Source organism: Alistipes sp. UBA6068 (assembly GCF_949428155.1).
Taxonomy (GTDB): Bacteria; Bacteroidota; Bacteroidia; order Bacteroidales; family Rikenellaceae; genus Alistipes; species Alistipes muris.
The window spans coordinates 226,771-240,513 of sequence record NZ_CASQFS010000001.1 but is presented as its reverse complement, the minus strand read 5'-3'; the positions used below and the strand labels follow the sequence as shown (position 1 = coordinate 240,513).

Annotated in this window: 14 protein-coding genes; all 14 read left to right on the top strand. The window is 53.4% G+C overall.

The features are described 5' to 3' along the window. The first annotated feature begins 14 nt into the window (after window positions 1-14). Window positions 15-923 (top strand): hypothetical protein, encoded by a 909-nt coding sequence (locus QVG21_RS01035; RefSeq protein WP_251213585.1) that lies wholly within the window; start codon window positions 15-17, stop codon window positions 921-923. Next, window positions 924-2,402 (top strand): lipopolysaccharide biosynthesis protein, encoded by a 1,479-nt coding sequence (locus QVG21_RS01030; protein WP_287921247.1) that lies wholly within the window; start codon window positions 924-926, stop codon window positions 2,400-2,402. A 1-nt stretch (window position 2,403) separates the two neighbouring features. Beyond that, window positions 2,404-3,048, top strand: a complete 645-nt coding sequence (locus tag QVG21_RS01025; protein ID WP_287921245.1) for an acyltransferase family protein — start codon at window positions 2,404-2,406, stop codon at window positions 3,046-3,048. After that, complete coding sequence (locus tag QVG21_RS01020) at window positions 3,030-3,458, top strand: hypothetical protein (protein WP_251213582.1); 429 nt, start codon at window positions 3,030-3,032, stop codon at window positions 3,456-3,458. Before QVG21_RS01025 ends, QVG21_RS01020 begins: the two co-directional genes overlap by 19 nt. Window positions 3,459-3,477: 19 nt before the next feature. Then, complete coding sequence (locus QVG21_RS01015) at window positions 3,478-4,794, top strand: UDP-glucose dehydrogenase family protein (RefSeq protein WP_287921241.1); 1,317 nt, start codon at window positions 3,478-3,480, stop codon at window positions 4,792-4,794. A 45-nt stretch (window positions 4,795-4,839) separates the two neighbouring features. Beyond that, on the top strand, window positions 4,840-6,123 hold the full coding sequence (locus tag QVG21_RS01010; RefSeq protein WP_287921238.1) for a nucleotide sugar dehydrogenase: 1,284 nt from the start codon (window positions 4,840-4,842) through the stop codon (window positions 6,121-6,123). Further along, window positions 6,110-7,189: a glycosyltransferase family 2 protein gene (locus tag QVG21_RS01005; protein WP_287921235.1), complete on the top strand. Its 1,080-nt coding sequence runs from the start codon at window positions 6,110-6,112 to the stop codon at window positions 7,187-7,189. Before QVG21_RS01010 ends, QVG21_RS01005 begins: the two co-directional genes overlap by 14 nt. Beyond that, window positions 7,186-8,412, top strand: coding sequence for a hypothetical protein (locus QVG21_RS01000; RefSeq protein ID WP_287921232.1), 1,227 nt, complete (start codon window positions 7,186-7,188; stop codon window positions 8,410-8,412). Before QVG21_RS01005 ends, QVG21_RS01000 begins: the two co-directional genes overlap by 4 nt. Beyond that, the gene (locus tag QVG21_RS00995; protein ID WP_287921230.1) at window positions 8,375-9,190 is read left to right on the top strand and encodes a glycosyltransferase; all 816 of its coding nucleotides are present in this window, start codon (window positions 8,375-8,377) and stop codon (window positions 9,188-9,190) included. Before QVG21_RS01000 ends, QVG21_RS00995 begins: the two co-directional genes overlap by 38 nt. Window positions 9,191-9,201: 11 nt before the next feature. Then, window positions 9,202-9,930: a glycosyltransferase family 2 protein gene (locus QVG21_RS00990; RefSeq protein ID WP_287921228.1), complete on the top strand. Its 729-nt coding sequence runs from the start codon at window positions 9,202-9,204 to the stop codon at window positions 9,928-9,930. Continuing rightward, window positions 9,888-10,490, top strand: a complete 603-nt coding sequence (locus QVG21_RS00985) for an LbetaH domain-containing protein (RefSeq protein ID WP_287921226.1) — start codon at window positions 9,888-9,890, stop codon at window positions 10,488-10,490. Before QVG21_RS00990 ends, QVG21_RS00985 begins: the two co-directional genes overlap by 43 nt. 143 nt (window positions 10,491-10,633) lie before the next feature. Next, entirely contained in the window at window positions 10,634-11,773 is a 1,140-nt protein-coding gene (locus QVG21_RS00980) for an NAD-dependent epimerase/dehydratase family protein (RefSeq protein ID WP_287921224.1), read from the top strand. 6 nt (window positions 11,774-11,779) lie between these two features. Continuing rightward, window positions 11,780-12,778 carry a WaaS/CpsH family glycosyltransferase gene (locus tag QVG21_RS00975; protein ID WP_287921222.1) on the top strand — a complete coding sequence of 333 codons (999 nt, stop codon included), beginning with the start codon at window positions 11,780-11,782 and terminating at the stop codon, window positions 12,776-12,778. Window positions 12,779-12,836: 58 nt separating this feature from the next. After that, the gene (rfbA, locus tag QVG21_RS00970; protein WP_287921220.1) at window positions 12,837-13,742 is read left to right on the top strand and encodes a glucose-1-phosphate thymidylyltransferase RfbA; all 906 of its coding nucleotides are present in this window, start codon (window positions 12,837-12,839) and stop codon (window positions 13,740-13,742) included. The last annotated feature ends 1 nt before the right edge of the window (window position 13,743 follow it).

Here is a 13,743-nt window from a genome sequence, read left to right as displayed (position 1 = left end):
AACACACGCCTATCATGAAAATACTCTCTTCTCTCAAAAGAAAACGCCGCCAGCTAAACGAAATACATGCCAACGTACAGAACATCAAGTTCTTCATGCGGCGGCTCCAGCTGGAGGACAAAATCCTGCACAGCACCGAGCCCGGCGTCAGCTCCGAAAGATATTGCGACCACGACATCGTCCTTTCGCTGACCACCTACGGCCGTCGTCTGGAAGACGTCTGCTTCACCATCGAAAGCCTGATGCAGCAGACCAAGAAAGCCAACCGGATCATTCTGTGGCTCGACCCGCCATGCTCCGCGCAGCCGCTCCCCGACACCCTGGTCCGGCTACAGGCCCGGGGGCTGGAAGTAAAGATAACCGAGGAGTACATCCGAAGCTACAAGAAACTCATCCCGGCACTCGAAGCCTGCCCCGACGACGTCATCATCACGGTCGACGACGACGCGCTGTACGACTTCGACATCGTCGAACGGCTCGTCAACGCCTATCTGGCCGAACCGCAGGCCATTCACGCCTGCCGCATTCATACGATGCTGCCGGACGGCAAAGGCAAGTTGAAATCCTACAACCGCTGGAAACTGTGTTTCTGCGACCCGAACACCCCCTCGCGGAATTTCTTCACGGGTGTCGGAGGAGTGCTCTATCCGCCCCGCTCGCTGGACGCCGAAGTGCTGAACCGCGAGGTCTTCACCTCCATCTGTCCCACGGCGGACGACGTCTGGTTCAATGCCATGGCCATCAAAAAAGGCACCCCCATCCGCAAAGTCGTCACCCGTAATACCGCGGGCAATGATTATCTGTCGAACGACGAAGTGCAGGACATGGCCCTCTGCAACATCAACACGGGCCGGCAGTGCCAGAACAATCCGCAAATCGAAGCCGTCTTCACCAAATACGGCATCTACCGGCTGATCAAGTAAATGACCTCCGTCAAGAAAGAAATCGCACAGGGCATCTTCTGGATTGCGCTGGCCAAATATTCCGGCATCGTCATTTCGCTCGGCATAACGGCCATCCTCGCGCGCAACGTTTCGCCCGAAGCATTCGGCACCATGGCCATCGCCACGGTGCTCATGGTCTTTCTCGACATCTTCACCGACATGGGAATCGGTGCGGCCATCGTCCAGTTCAAAACCCTCTCCAAGAAACAAATCAATACGCTGTTCACGGCCGGGCTGTGCGCCGGAGGGGTACTGAGCCTCGTGCTGTTCCTTTCGGCCGATACCATCGCCCGTTACTACGGCGACCCCACCCTTGCCGGCGTCTGCCGCTATCTGTGCATCTGTCTTTTCTTCAATGCGCTTAACATCGTTCCGAACGGGCTGATGCTCCGCGAGAAGCGTTTCCGGACCATTGCCCTGCGGACCTTGTCCGTCCAGATTATCTGCGGGTCCATCGCCGTGGCCGGAGCCTTGCACGGATGGGGCATCTATGCGCTGTTGGTCACCCCGGTCCTTTCCTCGGTAGGCGTTTTCGCCGTCAACTACTGCAATTATCCGCAGTCCGTCGTGCTCCGGCCCGACCTCAGCGCCATCCGCACGGTCTGGTCCTACTCCGCGTTCCAGTTTCTGTTCTGCGTCTGCAACTATTTCTCCCGCAACGCAGACAAGCTCGTAATCGGGAAATACTTCACCATGGCCGACCTGGGCTACTACGACAAATCCTATCGGCTGATGCAGCTGCCGCTGCAGAACATTACGTTCGTCATCTCTCCGGTTCTGCACCCTATCCTCTCCACCTTGCAGTCCGACAAGCAGGAGCTGGCCCGGAAAAATACCACGCTCGTCAGATACATCGCCTCTCTGAGTTTCCCTATCGGCCTAAGTCTCTTTTTCGGGGCGCACGACATCGTCAACATTCTCTTCGGCGCCGCGTGGGAGCCGGCGGTTCCTGTCTTCCGGATTCTGGCGCTGTCGTTGCCGCTCCAAATGATTCTGTCCACGTCGGGAGCCCTTTTCCAGGCCGCAGGGAAAACCGACCACATGTTTTATGTCGGCGTCATGAACACCGCGGTCACGGTCACGGGGTTTCTGGTCGCCGCGCTCGGATTCGGCACTCTTACGGCCATGGCATGGGCATGGGACATCACGCTGTTCATCAACTTCGTGAATTCCTACGCCGTCATGTATCGCCGTACTTTCTACAGCCGTTGGACCGAGGTCTACCGGGCCATCCTGCCGCAAACAATCAATACGGCGTTCGTCGCCACCGCCACAATAATATTGTATCGCTACGTCTCGTTTCAGAACATCTTCGGGTCGTTGGCGTGGATCGTCGGCACCGTCTCCCTGCTGACTTTCATCATGGCCGCTTTGTTGAGGCAATACAATATTCTGCTGACGGCAAAAAAACTATTGTTCAAATCCCCGAATATCACCTTTTCGGAAACCGAACATTAAAATGAGCAGTTCCGCATCTTCCGCAGTGCCGCCGCCACGGCAGTCCAATTTTGAACTGCTGAGAATCATCGCCATGTTCATGATTCTTGTGGTTCATGCCGATTTCTGGCTGCTGGGACTTCCGACGCTGGCCGAGTTCCATGCGGCACCCGCCGGAACGTGGACACGAATCCTCATCGAATCGGCGTCCATCGGCTGCGTGAATATTTTCATCCTTATTTCCGGATGGTTTTCGATTCGGGTTTCGGTCAGGGGATTTTGCAGTTTTCTGTTTCAATGCGCCTTTTTTCTGCTGGGTTTCTACCTTTTGATGATAATGGCCGGACAGGAGCAGCCGGGTCTGCGACAGCTTGCACCCTACCTATGTTTTACGAAAGCCAACTGGTTCATCAAGGCGTACATCGGGCTGTACATTCTTGCCCCGATGCTGAATTTGTTCGCTGAAAAGGCAACCAAACGGCAGCTGGCTTTGACGCTCCTTGCTTTTTATTCGTTCCAGACACTCTACGGCTGGACCAATTCCGCCGTTTTCGTAGAACAGGGATATTCCACATTTTCCTTTATCGGACTGTACCTGCTCGCCCGGTATTTGAAACTGCACGGTAACCCATTGAGGGGGGGGGAGAAATGGGGTTCTTTGCAGTAGCTGTCATACTCAATTCGGCGCTGACCGTCGGATTGGTCTGCAACAACGGCGAACGCTTCGTTGCCTTGCTTTATTCCTACGCCAACCCGCTGGTCATCGTATTGTCAGTTATGCTGATACTGAAATTCGCCAAACTTCGGATACCATACAGTCCTGTAATAAACCGCATAGGCAAATCAAGTTTCGCCGTGTTTCTGTTCCATGCCAATCTGACGGTTTTCAACTTCACGTTCCGCAAGTTGATTGCCGGCATCTATGCAAGTTACAGCGGAATCGCCTGTCTGTTCCTGATTTTTTGCATATTGGCGGCCTTGTTCTTCGTGGCCGTTCTGATCGACCAGTTCAGAATATACTGCTGGAACAAGCTGGAAAACAGCGGATGCTGGAAAAAATTGCTTCCGCAAAGTTAAACCGAGAATATTTGCACACATGAATATCGCAATCGTAGGTACCGGATACGTCGGCCTGGTGTCGGGAACATGCTTCGCCGAAATGGGCGCGAACGTCACCTGCATCGACAAGGACAAGCACAAAATCGCCGCCCTGCTCGCCGGAGAAGTCCCCATTTACGAGCCCGGGCTGGACCGGATGGTCCGCAGCAACGTCGAGGCCCGGCGGCTCCGTTTCGCCACCGACCTGACCCAATGTATCGACCAGGTCGACATCGTCTTCTCGGCCGTGGGCACCCCGCCCGACGAAGACGGTTCGGCCGACCTGCAATATGTCCTCGAAGTTGCCCGCACGTTCGGCCGCGCAATCAACAAATACACGCTCCTGGTCACCAAGTCGACCGTGCCCGTAGGCACCGCCGCCAAAGTCAAGGCGGCCATCCGCGAAGAACTCGGCAAACGGGGCGCAGACATCGAATTCGACGTGGCGTCCAACCCCGAATTCTTGAAAGAGGGGGCCGCCGTCAAGGATTTTCTGAGCCCCGACCGGGTCGTCATCGGCGTCGAGAGCGAACGGGCCCGGGAGCTCATGGAAAAGCTCTACCGGCCGTTCGTACTCAACAACTACCGAATCATCTTCATGGACATTCCGTCGGCCGAAATGACCAAATACGCGGCGAACGCCATGCTTGCGACCCGCATTTCGTTCATGAACGACATCGCCAACCTCTGCGAGCTGGTGGGTGCCGACGTCAACATGGTCCGCCGCGGAATCGGTTCCGATGCGCGTATCGGAACCAAGTTCCTCTATCCGGGCTGCGGATACGGCGGCTCGTGTTTCCCCAAGGACGTCAAGGCTCTGATTCGCACCGGGCGCGAACACGGTTACGAAATGCGGGTAATCAGCGCCGTCGAGGAAGTCAACGAAGCGCAGAAATCGCTGCTTTTCGAGAAACTCGTGGCCCGAATCGGGCCCGACCTGCGGGGGAAGCGCATCGCGCTGTGGGGGCTCGCATTCAAGCCGGAGACGGACGACATGCGCGAAGCCACGTCGCTCGTGCTGATCGACCGGCTGACCCAGGCAGGGGCCGAAGTCGTCGTTTTCGACCCGGTGGCGATGGACGAATGCCGCCGCCGCATCGGCGACCGGGTCCGCTACGCCAAAGAGATGTACGAAGCCACGGTCGACGCCGACGCGCTGATGGTCGTGACCGAATGGAAGCAGTTCCGCATCCCCTCGTGGCGCGTCGTAGCCCGGGCCATGCGCGGCAAATTGGTGCTCGACGGCCGCAACCTCTACGACCCCGCCGACCTGACCGATGCCGGGCTCGTCTATTCGGCCATCGGGGTCCGGTAGCGGCTTGCCCGAAACAGAGAATACTTCTTTAACTACTTACAGTATATGAAGAACATAAAGATTTGCGTCGTCGGTCTCGGCTACGTAGGATTACCGCTTGCAAGGCTCTTTTCGACCCGATACCCGACCGTGGGATTCGACCTCAACAAGGAACGTGTCTCAGAGTTGATGACCGGGCACGATTCGACGCTCGAAGTCGAAGACGCCCTGCTCCGGGACGCCATCGACAACCACGGATTCCGCTGTACGACCGACATCGGCCATATCCGCGACTGCAATTTCTACGTGGTGGCGGTTCCCACTCCGGTCGACGCCAACAACCGTCCGGACCTGCGGCCCCTGCTCGGCGCCAGCGAAACGGTAGGCAAGGTCATTTCCCGGGGCGACATCGTCGTCTACGAATCGACCGTCTACCCCGGTGTCACGGAAGAAGAGTGTCTCCCGGTCGTGGAGCGCGTCTCCGGGCTGAAGTTCAATACGGATTTCTTCGCCGGGTATTCGCCCGAGCGCATCAACCCGGGCGACAAGGAGCATACCGTCGAAAAAATCCGCAAGGTCACTTCGGGTTCGACCCCGGAAATCGCCGACATCGTCGACCGCGTCTATAATTCCGTGCTCATCAACGGCACGCACAAGGCTCCCTCCATCCGGGTGGCCGAAGCCTCCAAAATCATCGAGAATTCGCAGCGCGACGTCAACATCGCGTTCATGAACGAGCTGGCCAAAATCTTCAACGCCATGGGCATCGACACCAACGATGTCATCGAGGCCGCGGCATCCAAATGGAACTTCATCAAGCTCAAGCCCGGACTGGTTGGCGGCCACTGCATCAGCGTCGACCCCTATTATCTGATTCAGAAAGCGCAAGTCTACGGCGTACTGCCCCGAATCATGTCTTCGGCACGCCGTCTGAACGACGGCATGGGGGCCTACGTGGCCAACCAGACCATCAAATTCATGAACAAGAAAGGGGTCATGGTCAAGGACGCCCGCATACTGGTACTCGGTGTCACGTTCAAGGAAAATTGCCCCGACATTCGCAACACCAAGATTGTCGACATCTACCATACTTTGCAGGAATACACGCCGAACATCACCGTCTTCGACCCCTGGGCCAATCCGGGACACGTCAAGCATGAATACAGCATAGACATCGTTACCTCCGGCATCGAGGAATTGCACGGTCGGTTCGACGCGGTCATTCACGCCGTCGCCCACACCGATTTCCAACAGCTCGACCCGCGGGATTTCCTCTCCGACCCCCGAACCGGAGTTGTCTACGATGTCAAGGGCACCCTTAACCCCGCTGCGATAGATGGCCGTCTCTGACAGAATTACCGCCCCGACGGTCAGTATCGTCATTCCGATGTACAATGCAGAACCGTTCATCGGAAAGATGATCGACTGCATCTTGGCGCAGACCTATTCCGATTGGGAACTGCTCGTCGTAGACGACGGTTCCACGGACACGGGAAAACGAATCGTTGCCGAATATGCAGCGAAAGACCCTCGCATCAAACTGATGGTTCGTTCCGAGGAGCGGACGAAAGGCGGAAATACCTGCCGCAACATCGGGTTGGAAAACGTTGCGGGCGAATATGTCGTTTTCTTCGATGCCGACGACCTGATCGCCCCCTACTGCCTTGAGCAGCGAGTGGATTTCATTTCCCGGCACCCCGAGTTGGACTTCGCCATATTCCCGCTTACGGCTTTCAAAAAGGAGCCTTTCGACATCGGCTGCATCGCCTTGGGCTACAAGAGCAGCAGGCATGCGCTTTCCAAGCTGATTCGCAATCTGGTTCCGTTCCAGGTCGTGACGAACATCTACCGAAAGGACAGTTTGCTGTCACGGGGAATCGTATGGGACGAACAGCTCCGGTCCCACCAAGACCCCGACTTCAATATTCTGTGCCTGCGCAGCGGTATGAAATTCAGCGAATCGAACCTCCTGCCCGATTACTTTTGGAGGATTGCAGGCAACCCCAACTCCACCGGAAAGAAGATTTACACCCCGGAACATTTCAAAACCAATCTGTACTTTTTCGACAAGCGGGCCCGGGAATTCTCGGCCGAAGCACAGCACACGGCCGATTTGCTGATACTCTCCGACTACCTCTACAAAGTGTTGGTATACCAGAACAATCTGCAATTCGTAGAAACGTTCCTGTCACACGGATTTTTCGACCGGTATGCTTTCCTCAGACGAAAGCTGCTCTTCATCGGACGAATGCAGAGCCGTCATAAGTTCGCGTCCAGGCATGTCGTAAATATCTTGCTTCTGCTTCTCTGCCCGGTCTATGAAATCCGATACCGGCGGGCTGCCAACATCGGATGGGTGCGCAAGCAGAAAAAATATTTCAGGGAACTCAGACAAGCTGCTGCTGCTGAAAAATGATTGCTCCTCAAAACAAAATACTTACCAACCCCTTCATCCTCTACGCTATCACGTGGATAGGGGTATTGTTGGTCTATCAGCTCGAATGGAGCCATCTTTGTCCCAAACTATCGGTCGGTTATCGGTTATTCCTGCTCTCCACCTGTTTCATATCTCTGTTATTGGGCCTTGCAACCCATCAAAAACGATATTTTTCCTATAATCCGTTGCGCGTTATCAACTTCCGCACATGCCGGAAAGTGATTTATTGGCTCCTCCTGTTGCTCTTCCTCGAAATAATTGCAGCCCGAGGAATCCCTCTGCTCTCCTACATTAGCGGAAACAGAGAGACCGAATATACGGACTTCGGGCTTCCGTTCCTCCATGTAATCGTGGTAAACGGATTGATGATTTGCGTATTGTACTCCTTTTACGGAATAATATCCACAGAAGACAAAACCACTAAAAAATATGGTTACAAGAACATGATTCTTGCCATTCTCCCGTTTTTTCTGATGTTCAGCCGAGGCGGTATCATGTTTTGCATACTTGAATGTCTGATTCTGTTTCTGATGAGCAGACAGCGAATATCAAAAGTCCTGTTCAAACTTGCTGCGATATTTACCTTTATCTTGTTCGGATTCGGAGCTTTGGGAAACTTGCGCACCGATGTGGAAGGTGTGAAAAGCCTGATTCTCGAGTTCGGCAAAGCTACGGAAGAATTCAAGTCTTCCTGCATTCCGGACGAGTTTTTCTGGACCTATATATATATAGCAACACCTCTTGCCAACGCGCAACACATGGTCGATCAAAATCCCGTGGTCGACATAGATGCCGCCTGTTTCCGCGATTTTGCAGTTTTCGAGTTGATGCCGGACCTCGTTTCCAAACGTATAAGTGACGGAAAAAACATGCAGCGGCAGGAAATGGACAAAATCCTGGATGCGTTCAATGTTGCATCCGTATACGGCAGAACCTACAAATATTTGGGTTGGTGGGGCCCCGTCTATATGTTTGCCTTCACCGTGTTCTTTATCTTTGTAACTATCGGGTTGATTCCCCGCGATTCACCGTTCTATGTATTGGGCATTGTCGAAGTGTCTATGGTTGTCATCATGAATTTGTTCGACAACATGTTCATCTTCATGGGCCTGATTCCGCAGCCGTTCATGCTGATACTCTTGAGTCTCAAATATCGTAAACACCGTGCAAAACAGAATTCTGCTGGTCAGTGTGCTGTATAACGAGCGTCTCGCCGACACGAAAACCTACACGACCCTCTTGCAGGGGGGGGGTACGGATGTACTCATCGTCGAGAATTCACCCCAGCCTCTGAACAGCAAGGCCGATTTGCCTGCTTCATGGCATTACATTTCTTTCCCGGACAATCCCGGATTGGGCGCGGCCTATAATTACACGGCCGACTTTGCGCGGCGGCACGGATATGATTGGATTTTGCTGACGGACCAAGATACGGCGTTTCCGCCAGGCATCCTCGAACAATACCGAAGCGCTGTCGAGCGGCATCCGTCCGTCAAATTGTTTTGTCCGCAGGTAAGCATCGGCCCCGATCGGTTCATGTCTCCGGTCCCAATGAACCGTTATCGCTGCAACATCCAGCGAACAGCGCCAACCGGAGAAATCAGCCTTTCTGCATACTCCGTAATCAACAGCGGCATGCTGATTCATGTAGAAACATTCATCCAAGCCGGAGGGTATCGGCCGGAGGTTCATCTCGATTTCGCCGATTTCCAATTCATCGAACGATTCCGAAAGGTTTCGCCCAAAGCATTCGTCATAGACGCAGTTTGTCAGCAGGAATTCAGCAACGAAGTTCAGACACGCGAACAGAAACTAAGCCGCTACCGATTGTTCTGCCAGTCGCTCCGCAATTTCGTGTGCGACGACTGCAAAAATCAAAAATATCTCCACCGGATCGTGTTCCGACGCGCTTGTTCGTTGGCTGTGTCCGAAAAAACGTTCCGGCCTTTCCGTATTTTCTACACAGATTATTGGGTATGATTTCCGTCTGCATGGCCACCTACAACGGTGAAAAATATATCCGGGAACAGATAGATTCCATTCTTGCGCAATTGGACGACAAGGACGAACTTATAGTTTCCGACGACGGTTCGGCCGACGCCACTCTTTCCATCGTCCGTTCTTTCAGCGATCCCCGAATCAAAATAATCAGCAACACGGGCAAACACGGGACCAACGGCAATTTCGAGAATGCACTGAAACATGCGCAAGGCGATTACATTTTCCTCTCGGACCAAGACGACGTTTGGCTGCCCGGCAAGGTAAACATCTGTCTCCAGGCGCTTCAGACGGCCCACCTGGTCGTTCATGACTGCTACGTGACCGACGGCAATCTGCATATCCTGCACCCCTCATTCTTTGAAATGAGAGGGTCCGCATCCGGCTTCTGGAAAAATCTCCTGTGCAACAGTTACGTCGGAGCCTGCGAAGCATTCAGGCGCTCCATACTCGAATACGCTTTGCCTCTGCCCGACAAATTGCCGGTATATCACGACGGCTGGTTAGGCTCGCTCGCCGACATCAAGGGCAAGGTAGAATTTATCCGGACACCTCTGATCTATTTTCGGCGCCACGATTCCAACACATCGCAATCCGCCCGTCGCAGCACGTTTCCGCTGTCCAAACAAATAAGTTACCGCATCAAATTGCTGCTACTTGTAATTCAACGACTTGTCCAATGCCGAAAAACAGCTACTCATTCCGCCAAAAGCTGCAATTAGCCTTTTGGCTTCTGCGTACGAAACTATTATCGCCGAAAGCCCGTCTGATACGTTTCCCGCTCGATTTAAGGGGGGGGGAATTCGTGGACTTAGGCAGCAATCTGACTACCGGAGTAGGTTGCAGAATCGAGGCCTTTTCCACCAACGGAAACCGCGACAAAAAAATCATATTCGGGAACAACGTACAAATCAACGACTATGTGCACATTTCCGCTATGGAAAAGGTCGTAATCGGAGACAATACCTTAATGGCGAGCCACATATATATTTCCGACAGCAGCCACGGCTATTATAAGGGTTCGGAAAAGGATACGCCCCCGACTGTTCCGCCCATCGACCGGCCATATCATACGGCCCCCGTCACAATCGGAGCCAACGCATGGTTGGGCGAAGGCGTTTTCATCATGCCCGGGGTGACAATCGGAGAGGGTTGTATTGTGGGAGCCCATTCTGTTGTCTGCGGCGACCTTCCCGATTATACCATTGCCGCAGGTTCTCCTGCGAAAGTGATAAAAAAGTATAACTTTGAGATAAAACGCTGGGAAAAGACCGATTCCTGATTCCATATAATTTTCTTCGGATTCCATAAGTTTTTTGCTTGCAAGCCAAAGTTTCATTATCTTTATCTTCACAATTTGCATAAAAATCCGGAGATAGCCAGCGAACAGCACCGGCACTCCCGATTCCAAACAACTCAACTCGAATGTCAAAAATACTCATCACCGGCGGAGCCGGCTTCATCGGCTCCAATACTGCACTCAAACTTGTTTCGCAAGGACATGAGGTTGTGGTTCTCGACAATCTGTCGCCGCAGATTCATGGACAGACCCCCGAAACGACATCTCCTTTGTACCAAAACATCCGGGAAAAAGTCCGGTTCATCAAAGGTTCTGTTACCAGCCGGCAGGATTGGCAAACAGCGCTCGAAGGAGTAGACCTCGTCCTGCATCTGGCAGCGGAAACCGGAACCGGACAATCCATGTATGAAATTCAGAAATATGTGGAAGTCAACATCGGAGGTACCGCCCTATTATTGGACATTCTCGCCAACGAGCCCCACCGGGTAAAACGGGTCGTCGTTGCGGAATCGCGGGCCATATACGGCGAGGGACGTTATTGGAGCGACGAGTTGGGTACGTTCGTCTATCCGGAAGAACGGCCGGAAGAAACCATGGCAAACGGCGATTTCGAGGTAAAATATCCGGGATGCAGCCAGCCTCTCAAGCTCGTAGGAACCACCGAAGATTCCGCAATCCATCCGGGGTCCGTCTACGGCATCACCAAGCAGGTGCAGGGGCAGTTGGTGCACATGGTCTGCAAAAGTCTCGGCATCGAATCCGTCTCGTTCCGTTATCAGAATGTCTATGGCCCCGGGCAATCGCTTTCCAATCCCTACACAGGCATACTCTCCATCTTCTCCACCCGCATCAAGAACGGAAACGGAATCAATATTTTCGAGGACGGAAAGGAATCCCGGGATTTCGTCTATATCGACGATGTTGTCGATGCTACGATTCTTGGGTTGACCGTTCCGGGAATATCCGGTCATGCGTTCAACATCGGGACAGGTGTCGCTACGGATGTGCTTACGGTCGCCAATACTTTGAAAAAGTGTTACGGTGTGGATGTCCCCGTTACCGTCAGCGGCAATTACCGGCTGGGGGACATACGCCATAACTATGCGGATATTTCCCTTGCCAGAAAGATGCTCGGCTTCGAGCCCAAGTGGTCGTTCGATGCCGGAATCCAGCAATTTACCCGCTGGGTCGACCGTCAGCCCGTCCAGCAGGACAACTACGAGCTTTCTATCCGGGAAATGAAGGACAAAGGGTTATATAAATAACGGAATATGCCGCTGAAGAACAAAAGAATTCTGTTCCTGTCCGCCCGTACTTTCGGGATTCCCGAGAACATCACCCAGACTATGGAGGCCCTCGGTGCGACCGTCGATTTCTACGACGAACGCCCTGCAAACAGCTTCATCGTCAAGGCGCTCATTCGTATTAACCGCAATCTAATCGCCGGATATATCAACCGTTACCACAAAAAAATAATCGAGACGACCAAGGACAAGAAATACGATTATATCTTTTTCATCAAGGGGGAATCTTTCTCCCGGCACAATCTCGACTTTCTGTTCCGATTGCATCCGGAAGCCCGAACCATCATGTATTATTGGGATTCCATCGCCAACAATCCCAATGCCGTCAATCTGTCGGGGCGGTTCGACCGTGTTTTTTCGTTCGACCGTTCGGATTGCGAAAAAATGGGATTTTCGTTTCTGCCGCTCTTTTATTTCGACGAATACAAGGAGGTCGGAACATACCCCGGTCCGTACGACTACGATTGTCTGTTCGTCGGCACTACCCACAGCGACCGTTTCCGGTTCGTCACTTCCATAACAGAACAAATAAAAGCCTTCGGAGGAAAATGCTTCACTTATTTTTTCTTTCAAGGGAAAATCATGTTCTACAAATACAAATTTCAGAACCGGGAAATGCGAGGGATTTCATCCAAGGCGGTACATTTCGTGCCTTTGTCAAAAAAGTCCTTGCTCGATTTGTATCGAAGAAGCCGGATCGTCATGGACGTTCAGCATCCTAAGCAAATAGGGCTGACCTTGCGGTGTCTGGAAACTTTGGGGGCGAAAAGAAAATTAATAACAACCAACCAGGACATCAGAAACTACGATTTTTACAATCCCAACAATATCCTGGTCGTAGACCGAAACAATCCGGTTGTTCCGAACGGCTTCTTAAATACGCCCTATACGGAGGTGAACAAGGATATTTATGATAAGTATTCTATCACATCCTGGGTCAAACATATATTGAAAGAATCCGAATAGGAATCATTTCTATTATTATCCGTACCGACAACATCACATTCAAAACGGCATAAGTTCTATGAAAGGAATCGTTCTGGCCGGAGGGTCGGGGACGCGGCTCTACCCCATCACCAAGGGCGTGAGCAAGCAGATGCTCCCCATCTACGACAAGCCGATGGTCTACTACCCCATTTCGACGCTGATGCTGGCCGGCATCCGCGACATCCTCATCATCTCCACGCCCCACGACCTGCCCGCGTTCCGGCGGCTCCTGGGCGACGGCAGCGATTACGGCGTGCGCTTCTCCTATGCCGAACAGCCCTCGCCCGACGGCCTGGCCCAGGCATTCATCATCGGCCGGGAGTTCATCGGCAGCGATTCGGTCTGCCTGGTCCTCGGCGACAACATCTTCCACGGCGCCGGGTTCTCGCAGATTCTCCGCGAAGCGGTCGACGCCGTCGAAAAGGAGAATAAGGCTACGGTCTTCGGTTATTGGGTCGACGACCCCGAGCGTTACGGCGTCGCCGAGTTCGACGCGGCCGGCAACTGCCTTTCCATCGAGGAGAAGCCCCGGCAGCCCAAGTCCAATTATGCCGTCGTAGGTCTTTATTTCTACCCCAACAAGGTCGTCGACGTCGCGGCTTGCATCAAGCCCTCCGCGCGCGGCGAGCTCGAAATCACCACCGTCAACCAGCAGTTCCTTCAAGACGGGCAGCTCAAGGTCCGGACCCTCCCGCGCGGCTTCGCCTGGCTCGATACGGGCACCCACGATTCACTCGCCGAGGCTTCGATCTACGTCGAGGTGCTCGAAAAGCGGCAGGGGCTGAAAATCGGCTGCCTGGAGGGCATCGCCTACCGGCAGGGCTGGATTTCGCGCGAGCGGATGATTGAGCTCGCACAGCCCATGCTCAAGAACGAATACGGCAAATATCTGTTGAAGGTGGTCGACGAGCTCGACCGGACCCAATATACCAATCTTGATTGAC